This is a genomic window from Rathayibacter sp. PhB151 (assembly GCF_004366415.1).
Classification (GTDB): domain Bacteria; phylum Actinomycetota; class Actinomycetes; order Actinomycetales; family Microbacteriaceae; genus Rathayibacter; species Rathayibacter festucae.
This window is the reverse complement of record NZ_SOEN01000007.1, coordinates 350,511-373,024: the sequence shown is the minus strand read 5'-3', so window position 1 is coordinate 373,024 and position 22,514 is coordinate 350,511. Positions and strand designations below refer to the sequence as shown.

Here is a 22,514-nt window from a genome sequence, read left to right as displayed (position 1 = left end):
ACCGCTCAGCGCACCGCCAGCATCACGTCGACCACGGCGTCGAGCACGAGGTCCACCTGCGGCTCGGAGTAGCCGCCGCGCTGCGGTGCGAACGACACCGTCCGCACGTCGTCCACGGTCAGCACGGAGCCGTCCCGGAAGTAACCGGAGACGCGGTCGGAGAAGGCGTCGACCTGGCGGATGTTGTAGCCGGTGGTGAGCACGCCGGCGCGGGTGAAGCGCTCGCGCGCGGGCCGCGCCAGGCGGTTCACGATCTCCTGCGCGGTCTCCCGCGCGTTCCGGAGCCAGGCCTCCTCGCCCTGCGCCGCGATCGCGTACTGGCGCTCGCGCACCGCGAAGGCGTCCTCGAGGCGCTCCAGCGCGGCGTCGACGTGCGGCGCCGAGTAGCCGCCCTTCTTCAGCGAGAAGGCGGTGTGCCGCAGATCCACCGCGCGCAGGTCGGCGGGACCGCCCGAGAGCTGGGCGTAGGCGTCCCTGGCCGAGGCGAGGAAGGAGTCGACCTCGTCCGTGTCGTAGCCGGGCCGGGACTCGCGGGCGCGGGGGAAGGGAGCGTTCATCCCGTCATTCTGCCAAGGCGGCGGCCCGGTCCGGGAATCGGCGCGTCGACCGCGCCGCGACGGAACGGAGACCGTGCGCTCGGCCACTGCGCGGTCCCGTGCTCGAGGTCAGTGCGCGAAGACGAAGTAGAGCACGTAGGCCGCGGCGGCCGAGGGGAGGATCGAGTCGAGGCGGTCGAGGAAGCCGCCGTGGCCCGGCAGCCACGAGCTCATGTCCTTGATGCCGATGTCGCGCTTGATCAGCGACTCCGCGAGATCGCCCAGCGTCGCCGTCAGCAGGACGACCGCGCCGAACACGGCGCCGACCCACCAGGGCTGGCCGAGCAGCAGGAGCGCGAGGAGCACGCCGACGACGACGCCTGCGACTGCCGCGCCCGCGAAGCCCTCCCAGGTCTTCTTCGGACTGATCCGCGGTGCCATCGGGTGCTTGCCCCAGGTGAGACCACTGACGTAGGCGCCGGTGTCGACCACGATCACCAGGATCAGGAAGGACAGCGCCCAGAGCTGGCCGCCCTCCTCCGCGACGAGGCGGATGGCGAAGGCGCCGAGGAACGTGACGTAGATCTGCACGAACGCGCCGAGCCCGACGTCGAGCAGGAGCTCGCGACCGGTCGACCTCGTCCGGCGGAGGAGCTGCTCCCCCAGCCGCCAGAGGGCGACCAGCGCCGAGCCGCCCAGCACGGCGAACCAGGCGGCCTGCATCCCGCCGTAGTAAGCCGCCGGCACGGCGACCACGGCGACGACCCCGGTGGGGATACGCGGGATGTCGCGCCCGGCGTGCCGCAGCGCGTTCGACAGCTCGAGCGCCGCCAGCAGCACGAGGGCGCCGGCCAGCACCATGAAGAGCTCTTTGACGACCAGCAGGCTGACCACCATCGCGCCGCCGCCGATGAGACCGATGACGGTCGCGGAGACGAGGTTCCGGCCCGAGCGCGCGGTCAGGCGCTCGTTCGTCGCCTCGAGCTGGGCACGGGTCGCCTCGAGCTGTCGCTCGACGTCGGCCCGGCCCTGCTGGGCCCGCGCGCGCAGGGCGTCGCGCGTGACCATGCGCGAACCCCGGGCGCCCGGAACGTGCGGCGCCGGAGCGTCGTCGCTGCTCTCGGGATCCTCGGGGTTCACGGGCACGGCACTACACCTCGAGCAGTTCGGATTCCTTGCGCTTGAGCGCCTCGTCGATGGCGTCCACGTGCTGCTTGGTCACGGCCTCGAGCTCCTTCTCGCCACGCGAGAGCTCGTCGTCGCCGATGTCACCCTTGAGCGCGTCGAGGTCGCTCTTCGCGCTGCGGCGGATGTTGCGGACGGCGATCTTCGCGTCCTCCGCCTTGGTCCGCACGATCTTCACGAACTCCTTGCGGCGCTCGGCGGTGAGCTCGGGGAGGTTGATCCGGATGACCGAGCCGTCGTTCGTCGGGTTGGCGCCGAGGTTCGGCATGTCCCGGATGGCCTGCTCGATGTCGCGCAGGGCGCCCTTGTCGTAGGGGGTGACCAGCAGCGTGCGCGCCTCGATGTTCTGCAGCGATGCGAGCTGCGAGAGCGGGGTGGGCGTGCCGTAGTAGCTCACCAGCACCTTCTGGAACAGGCCGGGGTTGGCCCGACCGGTGCGTACCGTGGAGAAGTCCTCCTTGGCGACTCCGACGGCCTTGTCCATCTTGACGGTCGCGTCGGCGAGTACATCCGAGATCACAGGGGGCTCCTTAAGAGAGGGAAGTGGTCAGTCTAGTTCGGGGCGGGGGCGCCCTAGTTGGAGACGAGGGTGCCGAGCCGGGTGCCCCGGATGGCCCGCGCGACGTTGCCGGCCGGCTCCATCCCGAAGACCTGCATCGGCATGCCGTTGTCCATGCAGAGGCTGAAGGCGGTCGAGTCGACGACCTTGAGACCGCGCTGCAGCGCCTCCTGGTAGGTGAGGGTATCGAGCTTCTTCGCGTCCGGGTTGGTCCGCGGGTCGGCGTCGTAGACCCCGTCGACGCCGTTCTTCGCGACGAGCACGACGTCGGCGTGCGTCTCGAGCGCGCGCTGCGCGGCGACGGTGTCGGTGGAGAAGTAGGGCAGGCCGGCGCCCGCGCCGAAGATCACGACGCGGCCCTTCTCCATGTGCCGGATCGCCCGGCGGGGGATGTAGGGCTCGGCGACCTGCGTCATCGCGATCGCGGACTGCACGCGCGTCTCCGCGCCGGCCTGCTCGAGGAAGTCCTGCAGGGCGAGCGCGTTCATCACCGTGCCGAGCATGCCCATGTAGTCCGCGCGGCCGCGGTCCATGCCGCGCTGCGAGAGCTCGGCCCCGCGGAAGAAGTTGCCGCCGCCGACGACCACCGAGATCTCGACCTCGGTCGCGGCGTCGGCGATCTCGCGCGCCAGGGCGCTGATCACGTCCGGGTTGACCCCGAGAGTGCCGGCTCCGAACGCCTCCCCCGACAGCTTCAGCAGCACCCTGCGGCGCTTGCCCGTCGTCTTCGCATCCGTCTCCGTCATGGACGTTTCCTCCCGTAGACCCGTACAAACCTATCCCGCGCGGGGGACGCCCCGCGACCACGCCCGGGCACCTCCCCCGGGCAGAGCGAAGGGAGTCCGGGTCGACTGAACGACCCGGACTCCCCTCGCTGTGCGTGCTACGCGCCGACCTTGAAGCGGGCGAAGCCCGACACGGTCAGACCGGCGTCCGCCACGACCTTGCTGATGGACAGCTTGTTGTCCTTGGCGTAGTCCTGGTCGAGCAGCGCGACCTGCTTGAAGTACGCGTTGACGCGACCCTCGATGATCTTCGGCAGGGCGGCCTCGGGCTTGCCCTCGCCGCGCGAGATCTCCTCGACGATGCGGCGCTCGTTGTCGACCTCCGACTGCGGCACGTCCTCGCGCGACAGGTAGGAGGGGTTGGCGAACGAGATGTGCTGCGCGATCGAGCGCGCGGTCTCCGCATCGTCTCCCGAGTAGCCCAGGACCACGCCGACCTGCGGGGGCAGGTCCTTGTTGGTCTTGTGCAGGTATACGGCGAAGTGCTCGCCGGAGACGGTGGCGACGCGACGGAGCTCGACCTTCTCGCCGAGGATCGCGGCCTCGTCGTTGATGAGGTCGGCGACGGTCTTGTCGCCGGCGGGGGCCGCGAGGGCCTCCTCGACGGTGGTGGCGCCGGCGGCGACGACCGCGTCCAGCACGCCCTCGGACAGGGCGATGAACTTGGTGCCCTTGGCGACGAAGTCGGTCTCGCAGGCGAGCTCGATCAGGGTGGCGACGCCGTCCTTCTCGGCGGCGGCGACGAGGCCCTCGCTCGTGGAGCGGTCGGCGCGCTTCGCGTTGCCCTTGGCACCCTTGAGGCGGAGGATCTCGACCGCCTTGTCCAGGTCGCCGTCGGCCTCGACGAGCGCGTTCTTGGTGTCGACCATGCCGGTTCCGAGCTGCTCGCGCAGCGTCTTGACGTCAGCGAGGCTGAAATTAGTCATAGTTCTGCGAACTCCTCTGTTGTGTCCGGTCGGCGCGGTGCTTCGAGCACCTGCGCCCGCCAGGACGTCGTGGTCTGCCGGTCCCGCGGCGACGGGCCTCGGTGTCGAGGACTCCATCACGCCGGGGTGTCGGCGGTTCTGCTTCGTGGTGAACGTGCCCCGAATGAGCGGGGGTCGGCCGGGCGCTCTCGCGACCCGTCCGACCCCCGGCTCAGTGCGGGTGTCAGACGGACGCGGGGGTCTCGTCGGTCGCGGACTCGGTGGTCGAGTCGGCCTCGGCGGGCGCCTCGGCCTCGGCGACGGCCTCGTCGGCGGTCGCGAGCTCGGCGTCGGCGACCTTCTCGGTCTCGGCACCGGCCTGCTCGGCGGGCTCCTGGACGTCGGACGCCGGGGCGTCGGTCACGGCGGCGCCGGTCGCGGCGGCGGAGTCGTCGCTCGTGGTGAGCAGCTCCTTCTCCCACTCGGCCAGCGGCTCGACGGCGGAGACGTTGCCCTCGGCCTCGGGCTTCTGGTGACGCTGGATGAGGCCCTCGGCGGCGGCGTCGGCGACGATGCGGGTGAGCAGGCTCACCGAGCGGATCGCGTCGTCGTTGCCCGGGATCGGGTACTGGACCTCGTCCGGGTCGCAGTTCGTGTCGAGGATGCCGATGACCGGGATGCCCAGCTTCTTGGCCTCGTCGATCGCGAGGTGCTCCTTCTTGGTGTCGACGACCCACAGGGCCGACGGCGTCTTCGAGAGGTTGCGGATGCCGCCGAGCGACTTGTGCAGCTTGTCGAGCTCCCGCTTCTTGATGAGGAGCTCCTTCTTCGTGAAGCCGCTCTTCGACGTGTCGTCGAAGTCGAGCTCCTCGAGCTCCTTCATGCGCGCGAGGCGCTTGGAGACCGTCTGGAAGTTGGTGAGGAGGCCACCGAGCCAGCGCTGGTTGACGTAGGGCTGGCCGACGCGGGTCGCCTGCTCGGAGATCGCGTTCTGCGCCTGCTTCTTCGTGCCGACGAAGAGGATGGTGCCGCCGTGGGCGACCGTCTCCTTGACGAAGTCGTAGGTCTTGTCGATGTAGGCCAGCGACTGCTGGAGGTCGATGATGTAGCTGCCCGAGCGCTCGGTCAGGATGAAGCGCTTCATCTTCGGGTTCCAGCGACGGGTCTGGTGCCCGAAGTGGACGCCGCTGTCGAGCAGCTGGCGCATGGTGACGACTGCCATGAGTCGTTCTCCTTCTCTGGGGCTCGGGCGCACGACGGCGCCGAACTCCCGTTCGGTTGTCCGCGACGGCCGGTCGGCACGTCGCCCTGGCGCCCGGCGCGCTCCCGCCCTCCTCGCACTGGGCGAAGGGGACCGTGGGGAGCGTTGGCCGAATGGGCGCGCGTAGTCACCCCGACGAGCGAGGTGCTCCTAGAAGACTAGCACCAGGACGGCCGCCTCCCCCGCGGGTCCGGCCCGCGCGTCCGCCGCCCGGCTGCCGACCACCTCCGGCACGCGGATACACCTCCGGCACGCGGAAACCGCCCGATCCCACGAGCCCGGACCGAAATCGCGAGCCCGAGGTCCCGCCGCGCGGCTTCCGGCACGCAGAAACACCTCCGGCACGCAGGAACCACCCGATTTGACGAGCCCGAAACGCAATCACGAGCCCGAAGTCCGCCGCGCAGCTCAGCCACGTGGCTCCGGCACGCGGAAACGCCTCCGGCTCGCGGAACCGCTGGGATTCCACGAGCCGGAGGCGTTCTCGCGAGCCAGAGCTCGGCCAGGGGCGAGGCCGTGCGCTACTTGCGCGCCGACTTCATCACGGTGCGGATGTGCAGGGTGTCCATCTCCTCCAGCGAGCGGCCCTTGGTCTCGGGCACGAACAGGAACACGAAGAAGAACGAGATGAGGGCGAACGCCGCGTACAGGCCGTAGGCGAGGGTCAGCGAGACGTCCTGCGACAGGATCGGGAACGTCACCGTGATGGCGAAGTTGGCGATCCACTGCGCCGAGGCGGCGAGGCCCAGGGCGGCGGCGCGGATCCGGTTCGGGAAGATCTCGCCGAGCAGCACCCAGACCAGCGGGCCCCAGGTCGCGCCGAAGAACACGACGAAGGCGTTGGCCGAGACGAGGGCGATCGGGCCCCAGGCGCCGGGCAGCGAGACGTCCTCGCCGCTGATCGTCGACTGGCTGAACGCGAGCGCCATCAGTCCGAGCGAGATCGCCATGCCGGCGGAGCCGACGAGCAGCAGCGGCTTCCGGCCGACCTTGTCGACCAGGAAGATCGCGACGAAGGTGACCACGACGTTCACCACCGAGGTGAAGACCGAGATGGCGAACGAGTTCGACTCGTCGAAGCCGACCGCGCTCCAGAGCGAGGTCGAGTAGTAGAAGATCACGTTGATGCCGACGAACTGCTGGAACACCGAGAGCAGGATGCCGACCCAGACCACCGGCAACAGACCGAGCGCCGGACCGCGCAGGCTCGATCGCTGGGCGTTCTCGGCGTCCTCGTCGATCTTCTTCTGGATGTCGGCCAGCGCCTCGTCCACCTCGTCGCGCGGGGTGACCGTCGCGAGGACCTTGCGCGCGTCCTGCGAGCGACCCCGCGTGGCCAGGTAGCGCGGTGACTCCGGCAGCGTCAGGGCGAGCAGGCCGTAGATCACGGCGGGGACGGCGCAGGCGATGAACATCCAGCGCCAGGCCGCGACGCCGAACCAGTACGGCTCGGACGCGCCGCCCGCGCCCTCGGCGATGACGGTGTCCGAGAGCAGTGCGGCGAAGATGCCGAGCGTGATCGCGAGCTGCTGCAGCGACGCGAGCGCACCGCGGATCGCCTTGGGCGCGATCTCGGAGATGTAGGTGGGGGCGATCACCGAGGCGATGCCGATGCCCAGGCCGCCGACGACGCGCCAGAGGACGAGGTCCCAGACGGCGAAGGCCGCGCCCGCGCCGATCGAGGAGATGAAGAAGAGGCCTGCGCCGAGCAGCATGACCTTGATGCGGCCCCAGCGGTCCGCGAGGCGACCGGCGAGGTAGGCGCCGACCGCGCAGCCGAGGAGGGCCGACGCGACGGCGAAGCCGATCAGCGCGGCCGACAGCTCGAACTCGCCCTGCACCGCCTCGACCGCTCCGTTGACCACGGACGAGTCGAAGCCGAAGAGGAAGCCGCCGACCGCCGCCGCGATGGCGAGACCGATCACCTTCCTCTTCAGTTTCGCCGCCGAGGGGTTCGGGATGGTGTCAGATCGTCCGCTGGTCATGGTCGTCTCCGATTCTCGCCGCCGGTGGGTGCGGTGTCTCCGCGCCCGCTCCGGATCACAGGCACGTTACTCCCGCCTGCCAATGTCCCGGGCCGGGTTGCGCAGCGGGGTCGACGTCGTTCTCCTCCACAGCCCACCCTGCGAGCGTCTTCTCCCCCGGTCGCGCGGCCGGCCGCCCGCGCGACGCGAGCGAGGAGGAAGGTGTCCGCATGGTTGCACCTCTCCTCCTCCGCCCGGGCGTGTTCCTGGTGCTCGCCCTGCTCGCGCCGATGCTCTGGACCCCGCCGGTGGACGGGTTCTCCGTCGTCGAGCCGTGGCGGGCGCCCGCGCATCGCTACGCCGCGGGGCATCGCGGGATCGACCTCGCCGCCACGGCGGGGTCTCCGGTCCGGGCCGTCGCGGACGGGCGGGTGTCCTTCGCGGGGCGGGTGGTCGACCGGAGCGTGGTCAGCATCGCGCACGCCGGTGGGCTGGTGTCGAGCGTGGAGCCGGTGGAGCCGTCCGTCGCGGAGGGTCAGGAGGTCCGCGCCGGGGACGTCATCGGCACCGTGGGCGCGGGCGGGCACTGCGACGGCTCGTGCGTGCACCTCGGGGTGCGCGAGGACGGGGAGTACGTGAACCCGATGCGGTTCTTCGGCGGGATCCCGCGCGCGGTGCTGCTCCCGATGGATGGAGTGGACGCAGGAGCGGTCACCGATACGGAGCAGGCGGTGGTGAGTGCGGCGCGCTCAGGCGCGCGGGTGGGCGAGGCGGTAGGCCTCGCGGATCCGCTCGGTCGAGACGTGGGTGTAGATCTGCGTGGTGCCGAGGCTCGCGTGGCCGAGCAGCTCCTGGACGGCGCGGAGGTCCGCTCCCCCGTCGAGCAGGTGCGTCGCCGCGGTGTGCCGGAGGGTGTGCGGGCCGGACGGGCCGGAGCCTTGGCCGCCGTCGAGGAGCCGGGCGACGACGCCGTAGACGGTGCGCGGGGTGAGGCGGGCGCCGCGACGGCCGAGGAGGAGGGCCGGGGTGCTCGTCCCGGTCGCGCTGGGCTCCGCGTCCGGGAGCAGCTGCGGACGGGCCTTCTCCAGGTAGGCGATGAGCGCCTCCTTCGCGGGCACGCCGAACGGCACGACGCGCTGCTTGCTCCCCTTGCCGGTGACGAGCACAGTGAGCCGGCTCAGGTCGAGGTCGCCGACGTCGATCGCGACGAGCTCGGAGACGCGGATGCCGGAGGCGTAGAGCAGTTCGACGATCGCGAGGTCGCGCAGGGCCACCGGGTCCTCGGTCGCCCCGCGCGCCGCGACCACGTCGATCAGGTGCTCGGTCTGCGGCTCGGTGAGCACGCGCGGCAGCGCCCGCCCGCCCTTCGGGGTGCGCAGGCGCGCGGCGACGTCGATCGGCAGGCGCTCGGAGCGCTGCGCCCAGGACGAGAAGGAGCGGACGGCCGCGGTCCGCCGGGCGAGCGTCGCCCGGGCGACGCCGGTCTGCGACTCGTGCCAGAGCCAGTCGCGCAGCAGCTCGAGGTCGAACTGGGCGAGCATCGGCTGCTTCCTGCCTGCGGCGAAGTCGATCAGCGTCGAGAGGTCCGCGCGGTAACCGCGGGCCGTGGCGGGTGAGAGGGAGCGCTCGTCGAGGACGTAGCGGAGGAAGTCCTCCACGGCCGCCGCGAGCGGCTCGCCACGCGGGGGCAGGCCTGCGGGAGGCTTGTCAGCCATCGGTGCCCGGCATCCGCGACCACAGGTCGATGCGGCCCTGCTCGTCGAGGCTCTCGAGCTTCTCGATCAGGTCCGTGCCGAAGCGGGTGGCGATCGGCGTGGTGGCGCTCGGGACGAGCGAGGTGACGACGGTCTCGGGATGTACGTGGACGAGCGAGAAGCTCTGCGCTCCGTCGATGCCGGCGAGCTCGCGCTCCGGAGCGCCGAGGTCCATCGTGTAGCTGGTCGCTCCGGCGACGAAGACCGGGACGCCGGCGAAGGTCGCGGCCGTCGGATAGTGCAGGTGCCCGCCGAGGATCGCGCGCACGTCGGTCCCGCGCACCACCTCCTCCAGCCGGTCCATCCCTCGGAGCTCGAGCACGGTCATCGCGCCGAGCGGTGTCGGCAGCGGCGGGTGGTGCAGCGCGAGGATCGTGCCGAGTGGAGCAGGCGTCGCGAGCTCGGCTCGGAGCGCCTCGAGCTGCTCGCCGGTGAGCGCGCCGTGGTGGTAGCCCGGCACCGCGCTGTCGAGCGCGATGAGCCGCAGCCCGCCGAGGTCGACGACCTGGTCGATCGGGGCATCGCTGGACACGTCGCGCGGCTCCTGGTCGAGGAGCACCCGGCGGAACGCACCGCGCTCGTCGTGGTTGCCCATCACCCAGACGATCGGGCAGTCGAAGCGCTCGCCCACGGGATCGAGGACGTCCCTGACCCGCCGGTAGGCGTCCTCCTCACCGCGATCGGCGACGTCCCCCGTGACGACGATCGCGTCGAGCCGACCGCCGCGCTCGACGAGCCGCGCGACGGCCTGCTCGAGCCGGGAGACGGTGTCGACGCGCCCGTAGAGCGGAGCGCCCTCCGCGAGGAAGTGCGTGTCGCTGAGGTGCGCGATCACCCGGTCGGCGGCCCGGAAGTGCCCGAGCTGCGGATGCTCCGGCTGCGTCCTCGTCGTCGTCTCGTCACCCATGCGGCTCCCCTCGCTGCTTGATCGACAGCGTAGGGCGCACCGCCGACAGCGCCCCGTCGCCTCGGCGGCAGGCCGTGCGCGCGGGATGCTCCGGACTGGCTTGCTTCGCCGTGAATCGAGGCGGGGCCTTTCCCCGCGCCTCGCGAGGCCGGAAGAACCTCGTCCCGCGAGTCGCTCGCCTTCAGGGCCGTCGAGGACCGGATGCCTCGCCGGACGGCGAGGGACGGAGCGGAACGTCACCCGGTCCTCCTGCGGCGGACCGCCACCTCCCCTCACCCGCTTCTCACGCGGCTGCCCTCCACCTCCCTTCCGCGTCGCGTTGGACGAGCCCGGTCGCGAGGCAGGTCCCGAGCAGGTCGAGCGTCTCGGGGACGGACAGGCCGGAGCGCTGCGCGAGCGCCTCGGTCTCGTGCGCACCGTCCGAGCGGAGGACGTCCAGGACGCGCGACGCCGCCCGTGAGACTTCCGGTGCAGCAGCGAGTACCGCGGACATGCCGAGCAGCTCGACGACCTCCGGAGCCGACGTCACGCAGGTCGCGGCGTACTCCCGGAGAAGCCGATGGCAGCCCGCTGAGGAGGCGCTCGTCACCGGGCCCGGCACTGCACCGAGCGGTCGCCCGAGCGCCGCCGCGTGGCCGGCGGTGTTCAACGACCCGGAGCGGGCTCCCGCCTCCACGACGACCGTGGCCGCGGTCGTTGCGGCGATCAGCCTGTTGCGCTGCAGAAAGCGCCAGCGCGTCGGCGTCGTACCCGGCGGCACCTCCGTCACCACCGAGCAGCCGGGCGTCGCGATCACGCGATGCAGGAGGTCGGTGTGCGCCGTCGGGTAGAGCCGGTCGGAGCCGCCGGCGAGGAAGGCGACCGTGCTGCCACCCGCACCGAGGGCGGCCTTGTGCGCGACCGCGTCGATCCCGAAGGCGGCTCCGGAGACGATGAGGACGCCGCGCTCGGCGGTGCCGGCGGCGAGGTCCGCGGCGACGTGCTCGCCGTAGCCGGTCGCCGCGCGGGCCCCGACGACGGCCAGGCGATACGGAGCGGCGAGGGCGATCGGGTCGCCGCGGCTCCACAGCGCGAACGGCGCGTGGTCCCCCAGATCGGCGAGCGGCTGCGGCCAGCCGTCGCATCCCGGCAGCAGCAGGCGCGCGTCGAGACGGTGCGCGATCTCCAGGCGGCGGAGGAGCAGGGCCCTGTCGACCCGGGGACGCCAGCGCGCCAGGCCTGCGGCGAGGACTCTCGTTCCGCTGCGGGAATCGTCGCCGTCGCTCTCTCCGTCGCCTGTCGAGTCGAACGAGTTATCGGAGCGGCCGGTCTCCGCGGCAGCGTCACCCGCAGATCCGGACCCCCTCTGGCGCAGGTCGGCCGCCGCCGCTTCCGCGAGGATCTCCCCGGCGGACGCCGTCCCCACCACCTTCGCGAGCGCGCCGCCGGCGCCGAATCGCTCGATCAGTGTGCCGGCCACCGCGTCGCCCGGCTCGGCGAGCGACGACCAGGCCGCGCGCGCGAGCGCCTCCACCGGATCCGACTCGCCGTCCTCGGGAAGGAGCCGCCGCGCGAGGCGTGTCTCGGTCCGGTCGAAGAGCTCGGCGACGGCCGTCACGAGCCCGCTCCCCGCAGAATCAGTGCGCGGGCGAGGTGGCTCGCAGCGGGGCGGTCGACCTCGTCGAGGTCGGCGAGCGTCCACGCGAGGCGCAGCACGCGGTCGTAGCCGCGCATCGTCACGAGCCCGCGCTCCAGGGCCAGGTCGAGGGTGCCCGACTCCCGGGCGGTCGGGCGCTGCGGGCTCGCGCGGAGCCACGCGCCGTCGACCTCGGCGTTCAGCGACCACGGGGTGCCTGCCAGACGCTCCCGAGCGCGGGCGCGGGCGGCGACCACCCGAGCGCGAGCCTGCGCTGTCGAGAGCCCCGGCTCGTCACGGCGGACGGCGAGCTGTGCCGCGCCGATGCGCCGGACCGTCAGCCGGATGTCGACGCGGTCGAGCAGCGGACCGCTCAGCCGCGCCAGGTAGCGGCGCCGCACCGGCGGCGAGCACGTGCAGATCTCACCCCGGATGCCGTGGCGACCGCAGGGACACGGGTTCGCCGCGAGCACGAGCTGCACGCGGGCCGGGAACTCCGCCATGACGTTCGCCCGGTGGATGCGGATCAGGCCCGACTCGAGCGGCTGCCGCAGCGCGTCGAGGGCGACGGCGGAGAACTCCGGAGCCTCGTCCAGGAAGAGGACGCCGCGGGTCGCGCGTGCAACGGCGCCCGGTCGGATCCTTCCGCTGCCACCGCCGACGATCGCTGCGGCGGACGCGGAGTGATGCGGACTCTCGAACGGCGGACGCCTCACCAGTGTCCCGCCGGGGTGCTCCCCGACCAAGGAACGCATGCAGGTCGCCTCGAGGGCGGCCTCGTCGTCGAGATCCGGCAGTATCCCGGGCAGGCGTGACGCGAGCATCGTCTTCCCCGCCCCAGGCGGACCGAGCAGGAAGACGTGATGCCCGCCCGCCGCGGCGGCGACCATCGCGGACGCCGCCTCCTCGTTGCCGATCACGTCCGCGAAGTCGAGCCGCGACTCCGGCTCAGGAACAGCAGGGGGCTGTGCCGTGCGCTCCGGCAGCACCGGCACGTCCCACTCCGCCCCGTGCCAGACCGCGGCCGCGGCGAGGGACGAGACCGGGATGACGTCCACCCCGTCCACCAGCTCCGCTTCGAGCCGGTCGTCTTCCGGCACCATGACCCTGTATCGGCCGGCCCGCGCCGCGGCGAGTACCGCGGGCAGCACTCCCGGCACCGATTGCAGTCTCCCGTCGAGCCCGAGCTCGCCGATGTGCACGACCGCCGCGACCGACTCGCGGTTCACCTCCCCCAGCGCCGCCAGCGCCGCGAGTCCGATAGCGAGATCGAACGCGGACCCGTGCTTGGGCATCGCCGCCGGCGACAGATTCACCGTCATCTTGTACTCCGCGATCCCGCTCCCCGAGTTGATCGCCGCGGACCGCACCCGCTCCTTCGCCTGCGACAGCGCCGCATCCGGCAGACCGATGATCACCATTCCCGGAGTGCCGTCCGCCGAATGCGCCTCCACGCCCACGACGGCACCGGTGAAGCCGACCAGCCCGACCGCGGACGTCCGCCCCAGCCCCATCACGCCACCGCCCGCACGTGCCGCACCTGCGAAGGCACACCCTCCGGAGCGACGATCCCGACCGCATCGATCCGCAGATGCCGCGACCGCTCGTCGTGCTCCCGCGCCCACGCATACGCCAACCGTCGCAACCGCTGCGCCTTCACCCGCGTGATCGCCTCGATCGGCAACCCGAACCGCGTCGAGGACCGCGTCTTCACCTCCACCACCACCAGCGCCGCACCCTCGCGCGCCACGATGTCCAACTCCCCCTCCCGCACCCGCCAATTGCGGTCCAGGATCTCGAAACCGCGCTCCCGCAGATGCGCCGCAGCGATCTCCTCGCCACGGCGCCCCAACTCGTCCTTGTTCATCCGGAACCTCCCGAGGAGAGGGTCTAGGAGGCAGGCGCGACGATGAGGCGCCGATCGGAGATCTGGGGATAAAAGCGAGATGTGAGACCTGTGGAGAGCGTCCCTGCCTGAATCGCGATCGTGCTCAGCAGCGCCGTGACCGCGACCCGACACAGCGAACCTGCTGGAACGCACTGACGCTCCTACCGGGGAAGAAATTCCGGGCTCATGGCACGGCGCTACGGATCGACGTGGACGTCGCTGAGGTTGTGTGCCTGGCTCAGGCCTGCCTCGCCGCGGATCGCCGCGATGGTGACGTAATGGCCGAAGTCATCTCCGCGCACAGGTTCGGTGTTGGACAAGGGCCGTCTCGTCGTTCGTAGTGGCGTTGTAGTCGGTGGAGCGATACCACAACGCACTGGAGCCGCCAGCGTCCGTAAAGAAGCTTAAATGCTGGTCAGGTTCGATGTTTCGCGTGGCCAAGACGCTGAAGAATTCGTCCGCCGGAATCGGGCCGTCGATGTTGACCGAGCGGTAGATGTGGATTAGGTCGCGTACGAGAGTAGGACCGTGCCGTCTGCGCCGCTAACCTGCATGCGTGCGGTCTTATTCATGACATAGACGGGGGGCCAGAGGCGCCCTTCCACGCGACGACACGGGTGAAGGCGATCCCCTGCTCGATTGTGAAGTTGTACTTGCCTGCCGCATACCGCCCAACATGACCTAGGCGGCATCCTTTGGCAAGACGCCATGCTTCGCCTCAGCTTTTTGTGACCATTCTTCGAAGAATGAGTAAGAAACAGGGAGGCACTCGTCTTCTGCAAACAGTCGAACCCAGCGCCGATTGTGTGCATCTTTGAAGGCGACTGCTCCCTGCCTTTTCGCAGTCGCCTTAGTAACGCTCGAAGTCGCCGTGGACATCTTCTCCGTCGGATTGAGGGAGAAATATGAACTTACCGGAGTGACTTCCGAATTGACCTCGTCCGGCGGGAATACATCGAGAACCTTTGCAACCGGCTTATCATACTTGGGGTTACGACTAGGCTCAACAATCAGGAAGAATGTGTCCGAAATCCTTTTAGGTGATGTGTTTTCGACAGAAAAGTGAACGGCATTGCTGTAGTACTGCACGTTGAAGAAGATCTGATCTGCCTGGTCACGCTTGAGGCGCATTGTCTCGCCGCGGTAAACGGCAAAGACCGCGAAGAAACCTAGGATGGTCGCCAGTGCAGCGACCCAGTCAGCAATTGATCCCGGGTCAACTCCTGAAACGCGTTCGCGTGCTGACTCAAGAATTTCCGCGAAGTCTCCAAAGATCATGGCTCGAACCTAGCGGACGCGCACCGGCAGCAAGGTGCACCTGCACCGTGGGTGCAGCGGAGCACCCACCACGTCGTCGTAAACGTGGTTGCAGACGTAGGGCATCTCCTCACCCTTGCGATTCGTGCCGGCCTCGGTCGGGACGTCGCCCTTCGAGTAGAAGTTCTCCTCCAGGCCGATCACGCGACCGTGCATCGGTCCGCAGAACTTGCAGACGCGCTCGTCCTGGGCGGTGTACCACTCCTTCGCCGTGACGATCCCACTCTGGTCCCAGGCCGCGATGTCCGCGTAGCTCTGCGCTCGGGCAATCTCGGTCTGGGCGATCAGGTCAGCCCTGAGCGTGGAGGCGAGCCCCATGACCGCTTCGATGCGTGGCTGGAGCTGGTAGCTGCTCTCCCCCGCGTTGACACCTTCGGTCAGCGTCGCGTGGAGCTGCTTCTCTGTCTCGTCGGTAACGTCCTCAGCGACCTTCGTGGTGCGCTGCTGGTACCAAGCGGTGATGGCCTCGCTGTACGGGTCGTAGGTGCTCGGCTGCATGCCGATCTGCTGCATGGCGTCCATGCCGGTCTCGATGATCACGGCGAGGAGGGCTGGCTCAACGGCAGCCTTCATGGCCACGTCGGCTTGCTCCCAGTTGAGGAGCGAATCGATGTAGTCCTTCGTGCGCTGTCCGGTGAAGGTGCGCTGCACTGTGGCAACGTTGGCCAACACCTCGTCTCGCTGGCGGTTGAACTCGCGCTGGATCCCGGTCAGGAGGCTCGTCTCGTACCCGGCAGCCTTGCGGGTGTAGAGGTCTGCGTTGACGGCTCCCTCTTCCTCGCGGGTCACTGCCTTGGTTTTGGGACGCTCCTCTTACCCTCGCTCTTAGTGTCGTCTTGGACCTCTTCGTCGTCATCTGCTGCAGCGTCACCGGCGCCGGCGGTCGGCTTCGGTGCGTTGATCACGCGGTCGAGGGTGGTGCTGTTGATCGGGACGACGATTTTCTCGCCGAGGCCGTCTGGAAGGGGCTCCTGGCCATACAGCTCACGGGTCTCGTCGATCGTGCGCCAGGTGTTCGTGCCGGCCTGGGCCTCCCTGAGCTTCGCTTCTACGTCCTCAGGGATCGGGGACACGTAGTAGAGCTCTAGCGTCGGGTCGTACTTCTTCACCAGTTGCGTGTTCCACATCGCCGTCTAGTCGTCGAGACGAGGGATCGTTTTGAGCAGAATGTGCAGGTAGCGAGCCGCGTTCATGTTGGCGCGGTTGAAGTCGGTCGTCATGCCGAGCATCGGACGGGACAGCGAGAAGATCGCGAGAATCTCGTCATGAGTGAGGCTCGAGACGGTAGAAAGTCGAGGTCCTGGTGTGTGACATGTGCGGCTTCACGTCATCGTTCTCGACGACGAGCGACTTGAAGGCACCGTCAGCGGTGTACAGCTCGTCCATCTGCTACTAGAGGCGGTCGTAGACAGCAGGGTCGATGTTCTCGCCCTGGAGATTGAAGACCAAGCCTGGACGGGCGTTGTTGCTGAGCGTGCGTCGGTTCCACGACTGCATCTGCTGGTCTGAGTCGATGGCCGCAGCGGCGGCGCTGATGATCGACTCGCTGTAGTACGGGTTCTCAGGGTCCGGGTTGTAGCCACGGATGACCTCGCCGATCTTGTCCTGCTGCGCGTACTTGATCAGGCTGTCCGAGAAGCGCTCCTTGCCGAGCTTGAACTGGACGAGGTGGGACGGGAGCAGTTCGATCGCGTCGGGCAGCGCTTTGACGCCGAGCTTCACCTCGAAGGGTGCGCCGTTCTTGCGCATCAGCATGAACGTCTCGCCGGTGAGGTTGAGGTACGTGTGATTCAGCTCGCGGAGCTTCTTGCCGTTGAGGGCGACGTGTGGGTCACCCAGGAGCGTCAGGATCTCGTGCTCGGTGATCTCCTCGTAGTCACCGTTGGGCTTGAGCCGACGGAGCGTCAGCTGCACCGAGGCAGTCGGCGTGACGATCGCCCGGTTGGCGGTGCGGACCCAGCCGATGTTGGTGCGGAGCTGCTCGGGCTTCGTGACGTATGTGACGAGGGGGACGCCGGATGCCATGTCGAACATCGATAGCGGCGGAATAAACTCCTTGGACGAGAGTGCTTGTGCGAGTCTGTTGCGAAGTTTCGATATTCTGTTTGGCATGTAGGGCGTTGCTTATATGCTTCTGCAGCCCATAGTAAAGCAACATTGCTCAAGTGGGAATAGGATTCAGCGCCCTACTTGTACTTGCGGGCCTTCCGGCCCGACAAGTACTCGCCTGACTTCAGGTCCTTAACCCAAGTTCGCCCATTGAAATCCCGGAACATGACCACCACAGCAATCTCGGATCGCCAGTAGTCCGAGTTGCTCAAGGGAAAGGTTTTTTCAGCCGGCAGCTCGGACCAAACCTCTCTGTGCAATTTGAAGACTCGGTGGAAGAATAGATAATTCCGAATGTCGATCAGGAATTGCCTTTTGCCAACGTCCGCCATCTTCCAGAGGATTTTTCTGTCTTGCCAAAAGTCTTTTCGATCCTGTTTCATAAACCTCCTGGAATATGGATAAATGAAGGTAACCTGCTTCAGCGGACGGTCCGAGCCATTCTCCACCTGGCCTGTGATCGTGGCACGCTCGTCAGCACTCCACCTGTGTTTCCTCCAGTCGACGTTGGGCGACTTTGTGAATGAAACTCCTACGAGATCAGCTTGTGCACGATGGCTGCGCTGGACCTCTGAGTAGAACGCCTTTGCCGCGAAGTAGACAGCAACAATAGTTGCGGTACCAGCTACCCACTCAGCCGCTATTCCCCAATCCCAGTGGTCATAGCCCAACCATCGCGGCAGACCGTCCCAGAAAGGAACAAGATCCCATTCCAACTTGTGCATGACCCAACCGTATCGGGCTCAGATCACCCGCACTGACGACGTTTTCTTCGCGCTCAGCGCGTCAGCGATGCCGTACCGCACCGCGTCGAGTGCGTGGTTCCAGTCGTCGATCGGGACGTTGAGTCTCTTCCCCGTCTTCTTGTCGACCTTCCAGGCGTAGTTGCGCAGCTCCTTGATGAGGTTCACGCTCCGCGCCGTGACGTACAGCTTCTGCTGCTGCACGAGCTGGATCCCGTAGTCGATCGAGTTCGGTCCCTTCACCGCACCCGTGATCGGCACGCCATAGTCCCGGATCTCCGCGATGCTCTTGGGCTCCGACGAGTCAGCGATCGTCAGCGTGTGCGTGCGACCGACGTACGCCCCGTCCTGAGCAGGAGGCGTCAGCCCCTCGGCCGCGCGGAGCGCGTTGGCCAGCGCCTTGTTCTTCTGGTCCGTTAGGTACAACCGCTCAACGAGCAGGAAGCCGCCCTCGTAGCGGTAGAGGTCCACCAGCGCGGACGGGTCGTTAGTGAAGCCAAAGTCCAGAGTGTGCCGGAGAAGCTGAGCACCCTCGGGCACTGCCTCGGCCGGCTCCCAGTTCTCATAGATCACGCCTTCCGAGAGGCCGATCTCCCCCAGGCCGTACACGCGCCAGTAGTTGGCGTCGTGCATGCGGCTCTCGATCGAACGCACGATGGCCGGCTCCTGGGCCTCGTTGTCGCGGTACGTGAGCTTGAGAAAGTCGTGCGGGTTGTGCGGCATGACCTCGGTATGGACCCCGAACTCGCTGGTCGGGTTGTAGTCGAGGATCACGAGCTTGCGCGTACGCGTCGCGAGCTGCGTGTAGACCTCGTACGTGACGTTGTTGCACTCGTTGAGGAACAGCACGTCGCGACGCGGTCCTTGCGCCTTCGAGGAGTCGACCGAGAAGAACTCCTGCACGGCGCAGTTGGGGAACGAGTAGTAGAGGTCACCCTTGGACCACTCGCTCTCGTTCCAGTAGCGCTGCGGCTTCATGATGAAGCGAAAGTCGCGGATGGCGCCGAGCTTCAGGTGCGGCAGCGACTCCGAGACGACACTGATGAGGATGTCGGGGTTCGTCTGAGCGACATGGATCAGGTACGCCAGGATCGAGAACGTCTTGCTGGCGCTCGTCCCACCCTGGATGATCCGGAGGCGGCGTCTAAGACTGCTGATCTTCGTCAGCGCTGTCGTCTGCTTGAGCAGTCCGGCCATCGTCGTCGTCCTCGATTACCAGCGGACCAGGGGTCGCGAGGCCTGCAGGAAGGGGGATCGGCATGTCGCCGGAGGTGTGGTCGATCGCGTGCTTGTCAGACCAGTCCTGGTGCTTACCCTTGTAGTTGTTGATGAGAAAGAACTTGGCACCGTTGCTGTAGGCGCTAAAGAGCTGAGCCTCGGCGTATTCCTCGCAGCGCTGTTTGGCACCCAGTATCGAGTCAAAGAACTTCTCGCGAGCCTGGTAGTTCAGGATCGACTGACGGGTGAGCCCGAGCGCACGAGCGAGCCCGCTGATCGTGTAGGGCTTCTGGTCCGTCATAATGCTGCGCTCTTCGAACATCGTCTCCCCGTTGGTCTTTCGACCAGAGACGACCCTATGCGTCTCAACATGAGGGTCCTGCTTGTCGAAGTAGGCTTGAATAGCGAGGTCGAGCGCATCTACCGTCTCGAACTTGAGGGGCCGACCGCCTGCGTGTTTATCGGATTGTGTTGTAGAGTCTGCCATATGCTCTAGTTATCGCACAAAACGGGCCTGATTGGAAGCCTATTCGGGAAGGCCTTTGGGCTGCTTTTTTCGCCTCGCGCGAATACGATCGATGCGCAGGGTCGTATACCACTGCTTCAAAGAGCGTAGGACACTGCGCTTGTTCTTCCGCGCAATCATTTGCTTTCGAGTCAGGTACTCTCTAGATCCAATACGCCGATTCCAGTGCATGCCGTCGGAGTCCCAGAAGGAAACAACAGGGTCATACTTTCGCGGATTGACCTCGATCGAGAGCGACGTCAGCTTCATCTCGTCGGGCTCGACCACCAGCTCCATGGCACTCATGTCAACGTCCGCGACTGGAACGTATTGGTAGCCACCGCCAACATCAAAGAAGCTGACGTAAGGGCTGAAGATTCGTGCGTTGCCCGTGTTGTGGACCCGAACATCAAATGACGCCGATCCCTCTTCAAGTCCATCCGCGAAAGCAACGGTCACGCGGAAGCCCTCCGCGAGCAAGCGGCGCTTGCCCTTGACGTCCTGGCGCCAAAGAAAAATGCCGCCAATGAAAGTGGCGACGGTACCCACAGCGGCGAACCAGTCTGGAGCAGTGCCCCATGCCTGGCTGTCCCACCATGTCTTGAACCAGTCCAACTCTTCTCCCTGCGTCGCTCGATCGCCTGAGCCTACCGACCGGCTTCCACCATGTAGTCCACGTACCGCTTCGTTCGACAGTGTGGACAGCCCTTCACCACGAACCACGCTCTGCCCGCAAACCCTCCGTTCTCGACCGTGACGGTCTGCTTGAACGTCTCCCACGTGTGATCGCAGGTCGTCGGCTTCGTGCGGGCGGTGCGTCGAGCCCCGGCCGCGAGCTTGATGCGCGCATGGAGGGCGGAGCGGAGGGTGTCGAGGTGCTCGGTCACCCGAGGAGGTCCGGGTTCTCATGGATGTTGCCGATGACCTCTAAACTTGTCGCTTGCTTGCCATTAACGGCCACTACATTGAAACCAATCCTTGCTTGAGTCTGCGACCACACGACTTTGTACGCGTCCGGTCTCATACCGGCTTGCGTGGATCTATTTGCTCGCCTTGCAAGGATGTCGCCCTCTTAGATCTCAATGCCGTTCTTGTCGCGGAGGCCGGTGAACTGCATGACCGAGTCATGGCGAGCGAAGTGCCCTATGTCATCCACGCCTGCGCCAGCGGGAACCCCAAATCCCGAAAGGTATCCGCCCATTTGTCGCTGAACGCTGCAGTTGAACAGCATTCTCCGTTCTTCTGGCTGCCAGACCCTGAACTTGATCTCCCGGCTCATCGCTCGTTCCTCTGGTCGAACCAGACGGCGATGCCAGTGACGATGAAGATGATGGCGAACATAACTCCGACGACGGTGTAGCTCTGTAGTGTGACCATGATGGTGTTCCTTGCTTAGTTATGCTTTCACTATGCGCCTAGCGCTTCAAATAGTCAATACTATTCTTGCATCATACGTACTGCTCATACTTGCCACTCGTAGAGACCGACCACGGCGTGAACGACCCGCGCGCCTCGTAGATGCGCCACGCGTTCGCCAAGTTAGTCGCCGGGTCCAGCAGCGCGTCGCAGTCCGGTCGCCCGGCCAGTAGTCAGACCTGCATGAGCCCGCAGCTCATACCTTCGCGCCGGCCTCGCCCCTGGTAGGTGAGACTCAGGTCGCCGATCGCGTCCGGGTTACAGCCGCTCTCTGCCCGCATGACGGTGAGGGCCACATCGACGTCCCGCGCGTACTGCGCGACGAGCGGTCGGTACTGCTCACAGCCGCTCGGTGCTGCTGGTGCCTCTACGACCTGCGAAGGCGTCGCCTGTGGCTCGACGAGCGCTACTGGCGATTCGAGTGCCGTCTTGGTGTCTGGCTCGTTAGAGACGGCTTCTACTGGCGTTGCTCTAAAGACGCGAAGGCCACGGCTTGGTCGACCTGCGCCATGTTCTCGCTACGGAGCATCCAGCCGGTGATGATGCCAGCGACGCCGGTGGCGAAGATCGTGACGAGGAACCATGGGAGGACTCGTGAGGCGAAAATCCGCTTGAACCAGTTAGGTTGCTTTGATGGGATGAACTTGTCTTCGTGTTGTGTGTTGCTCATATGGGTGATTCCTGTTTAGTTGCGCTTACTTGACTGTGACGAACGTGATCTTGGTCGGCGTCTGGTAGTCTGTTATTGCTATTAGGTCAGTCATCCTTATGTTCCTGTTTATTTGACTGCCTTTAGATAAGCATGAACGTCATGAATAGTCAATACTATTCTTTACTAGAGACGCTCGCCTAAAGCAGTGAACAGCTTTTCGGCCTCATCCGAGTCGCAACTTCCAATCACATTTGATTTCTTTGCTGCAACACAGATCGCATAGTAGGACCGCGCGATTGCCTCATCGGTCGGGTCGGTCAGATCGAGGGCCTCGGGATACTCGCGAGCGGCATTCACCCAATAGATCGGCGCAGCACACGCAGCCGTCGCAGTAACTAGCTGGTCCGTATTTCCACCTGCCCTCCCGGTGACGGCGGCGGCTCGCATAGTGTCACCGCACAGATTGTCGACAGGGGCCTCGCCAAAGGTGATTGCAGAGTCATCCTCGACTGGCGCGGTACTCCGGGAAGACGTTGTTTCGGGGTTGCTCGTCGAACACCCCGCCAGAGCGATCACCATCGTGAAGACGGCGAGCAGATGGTGGCTACGCACGAATAATTCCTTTATCCAGGGCTTCAACACAGACCTTCAAAGTTCGGACTGCTGGTGAATCTTCAGAGGGCTCACATAGAGAAATGAGTGCCCAGGTAAGGAACTCGTCATCCATCGCCTCTCTGTTCACTCCGTAGGCCTCAGGGCGGGACCGGGCCGACGTAGCCCAGTCGTCGAGAGACTCGCACGAGAAGGCCGTTCCGACCAAGGCCGTGTCCGCCGAAGCCGACCCGTAGACCTCGTTGGTCACGTTGGAGAAGGCAAGATCACACTCCGGGGTCGACTGTGATGGCTGAAATGCATAGGGATCCACACTTAGCTTCGATGACGCTGTTGGCGGCGTGTATGGCTCGTCCAACTGACTCGGCCCTGTGTAGGTGGTCTCGGTGGGTCCCTGATCGTCCGCGGCGCACCCGGTCAACGCTGCGCCGACGAGAGACAAGATCAACACCTTGCATGCGCGCGCCTTGAGCTTCACGGCTTGAATCTACCGCTCATACCCGCCGCACTGCGTTCGCCCACACCCACGCGTCGAGCTTCGTGCCGTGCGACATGCTCCACTCCACGTGCACAGCTCGATCGT

Annotated in this window: 23 protein-coding genes and 2 pseudogenes; 1 reads left to right on the top strand and 24 read right to left on the bottom strand. The window is 66.7% G+C overall.

Going from position 1 to position 22,514, the window contains the following annotated elements:
* Nucleotides 1-5: 5 nt before the first annotated feature.
* The 7 genes from EDF35_RS09130 to EDF35_RS09100 form a co-directional block, all read right to left on the bottom strand.
* Nucleotides 6-557, bottom strand: coding sequence for a DivIVA domain-containing protein (locus tag EDF35_RS09130; protein ID WP_123703370.1), 552 nt, complete (start codon nt 555-557; stop codon nt 6-8).
* Between the two features lie 108 nt (nt 558-665).
* Entirely contained in the window at nt 666-1,604 is a 939-nt protein-coding gene (locus EDF35_RS09125; protein ID WP_123704777.1) for a phosphatidate cytidylyltransferase, read from the bottom strand.
* Nucleotides 1,605-1,686: 82 nt separating this feature from the next.
* Complete coding sequence (gene frr / locus EDF35_RS09120) at nt 1,687-2,241, bottom strand: ribosome recycling factor (RefSeq protein WP_123732204.1); 555 nt, start codon at nt 2,239-2,241, stop codon at nt 1,687-1,689.
* Between the two features lie 53 nt (nt 2,242-2,294).
* Nucleotides 2,295-3,026: a UMP kinase gene (pyrH, locus tag EDF35_RS09115; protein ID WP_123445732.1), complete on the bottom strand. Its 732-nt coding sequence runs from the start codon at nt 3,024-3,026 to the stop codon at nt 2,295-2,297.
* 137 nt (nt 3,027-3,163) lie between these two features.
* The gene (gene tsf, locus EDF35_RS09110; RefSeq protein ID WP_133961985.1) at nt 3,164-3,991 is read right to left on the bottom strand and encodes a translation elongation factor Ts; all 828 of its coding nucleotides are present in this window, start codon (nt 3,989-3,991) and stop codon (nt 3,164-3,166) included.
* A 223-nt stretch (nt 3,992-4,214) separates the two neighbouring features.
* On the bottom strand, nt 4,215-5,192 hold the full coding sequence (rpsB, locus tag EDF35_RS09105) for a 30S ribosomal protein S2 (RefSeq protein WP_133961983.1): 978 nt from the start codon (nt 5,190-5,192) through the stop codon (nt 4,215-4,217).
* A gap of 560 nt (nt 5,193-5,752) precedes the next feature.
* The gene (locus EDF35_RS09100; RefSeq protein ID WP_123445729.1) at nt 5,753-7,216 is read right to left on the bottom strand and encodes a sugar porter family MFS transporter; all 1,464 of its coding nucleotides are present in this window, start codon (nt 7,214-7,216) and stop codon (nt 5,753-5,755) included.
* Between the two features lie 209 nt (nt 7,217-7,425).
* On the opposite strand from EDF35_RS09100, the pseudogene EDF35_RS21190 reads away from it, so the two are divergent.
* Nucleotides 7,426-7,827: pseudogene (locus EDF35_RS21190) on the top strand (M23 family metallopeptidase); the annotation flags it as partial.
* A gap of 117 nt (nt 7,828-7,944) precedes the next feature.
* Here the strand turns inward: EDF35_RS21190 and EDF35_RS09090 are convergent.
* The 17 genes and pseudogenes from EDF35_RS09090 to EDF35_RS09005 all read right to left on the bottom strand — a co-directional run bounded on the left by EDF35_RS09090 (nt 7,945) and on the right by EDF35_RS09005 (nt 21,931).
* Complete coding sequence (locus EDF35_RS09090) at nt 7,945-8,910, bottom strand: tyrosine recombinase XerC (RefSeq protein ID WP_133961981.1); 966 nt, start codon at nt 8,908-8,910, stop codon at nt 7,945-7,947.
* Complete coding sequence (locus tag EDF35_RS09085; protein ID WP_133961979.1) at nt 8,903-9,856, bottom strand: phosphodiesterase; 954 nt, start codon at nt 9,854-9,856, stop codon at nt 8,903-8,905. The genes EDF35_RS09090 and EDF35_RS09085 overlap by 8 nt, the downstream gene beginning before the upstream one ends.
* A gap of 283 nt (nt 9,857-10,139) precedes the next feature.
* Nucleotides 10,140-11,453 (bottom strand): DNA-processing protein DprA, encoded by a 1,314-nt coding sequence (dprA, locus tag EDF35_RS09080; protein WP_243839913.1) that lies wholly within the window; start codon nt 11,451-11,453, stop codon nt 10,140-10,142.
* A complete protein-coding gene (locus EDF35_RS09075; protein WP_133961977.1) occupies nt 11,450-12,985 on the bottom strand; it encodes a YifB family Mg chelatase-like AAA ATPase in 1,536 nt (511 codons plus the stop codon). Before EDF35_RS09075 ends, dprA begins: the two co-directional genes overlap by 4 nt.
* A complete protein-coding gene (locus EDF35_RS09070; protein ID WP_133961975.1) occupies nt 12,985-13,338 on the bottom strand; it encodes a YraN family protein in 354 nt (117 codons plus the stop codon). Before EDF35_RS09070 ends, EDF35_RS09075 begins: the two co-directional genes overlap by 1 nt.
* Nucleotides 13,339-13,556: 218 nt before the next feature.
* Nucleotides 13,557-13,679 (bottom strand): hypothetical protein, encoded by a 123-nt coding sequence (locus EDF35_RS21390; protein ID WP_279587521.1) that lies wholly within the window; start codon nt 13,677-13,679, stop codon nt 13,557-13,559.
* A gap of 361 nt (nt 13,680-14,040) precedes the next feature.
* Complete coding sequence (locus EDF35_RS09065; RefSeq protein ID WP_133961973.1) at nt 14,041-14,637, bottom strand: hypothetical protein; 597 nt, start codon at nt 14,635-14,637, stop codon at nt 14,041-14,043.
* Nucleotides 14,638-14,646: 9 nt separating this feature from the next.
* Entirely contained in the window at nt 14,647-15,465 is an 819-nt protein-coding gene (locus EDF35_RS09060) for a phage minor head protein (RefSeq protein WP_133961971.1), read from the bottom strand.
* Complete coding sequence (locus tag EDF35_RS09055; protein ID WP_133961969.1) at nt 15,462-15,785, bottom strand: hypothetical protein; 324 nt, start codon at nt 15,783-15,785, stop codon at nt 15,462-15,464. Before EDF35_RS09055 ends, EDF35_RS09060 begins: the two co-directional genes overlap by 4 nt.
* A gap of 283 nt (nt 15,786-16,068) precedes the next feature.
* On the bottom strand, nt 16,069-16,701 hold the full coding sequence (locus EDF35_RS09050) for a phage portal protein (RefSeq protein WP_166674054.1): 633 nt from the start codon (nt 16,699-16,701) through the stop codon (nt 16,069-16,071).
* Between the two features lie 161 nt (nt 16,702-16,862).
* Nucleotides 16,863-17,510 carry a hypothetical protein gene (locus EDF35_RS09045; protein ID WP_133961965.1) on the bottom strand — a complete coding sequence of 216 codons (648 nt, stop codon included), beginning with the start codon at nt 17,508-17,510 and terminating at the stop codon, nt 16,863-16,865.
* Between the two features lie 18 nt (nt 17,511-17,528).
* Nucleotides 17,529-18,725 (bottom strand): terminase large subunit, encoded by a 1,197-nt coding sequence (locus tag EDF35_RS09040; RefSeq protein WP_133961963.1) that lies wholly within the window; start codon nt 18,723-18,725, stop codon nt 17,529-17,531.
* A complete protein-coding gene (locus EDF35_RS09035) occupies nt 18,673-19,233 on the bottom strand; it encodes a terminase small subunit (RefSeq protein WP_133961961.1) in 561 nt (186 codons plus the stop codon). The genes EDF35_RS09040 and EDF35_RS09035 overlap by 53 nt, the downstream gene beginning before the upstream one ends.
* Nucleotides 19,234-19,272: 39 nt before the next feature.
* Nucleotides 19,273-19,866, bottom strand: a complete 594-nt coding sequence (locus EDF35_RS09030) for a hypothetical protein (protein WP_133961959.1) — start codon at nt 19,864-19,866, stop codon at nt 19,273-19,275.
* A 268-nt stretch (nt 19,867-20,134) separates the two neighbouring features.
* Nucleotides 20,135-20,530: pseudogene (locus EDF35_RS21185) on the bottom strand (YopX family protein).
* 594 nt (nt 20,531-21,124) lie between these two features.
* Complete coding sequence (locus EDF35_RS09010) at nt 21,125-21,337, bottom strand: hypothetical protein (RefSeq protein ID WP_133961951.1); 213 nt, start codon at nt 21,335-21,337, stop codon at nt 21,125-21,127.
* Between the two features lie 165 nt (nt 21,338-21,502).
* Nucleotides 21,503-21,931, bottom strand: a complete 429-nt coding sequence (locus tag EDF35_RS09005; RefSeq protein ID WP_133961949.1) for a hypothetical protein — start codon at nt 21,929-21,931, stop codon at nt 21,503-21,505.
* Nucleotides 21,932-22,514: the final 583 nt, after the last annotated feature.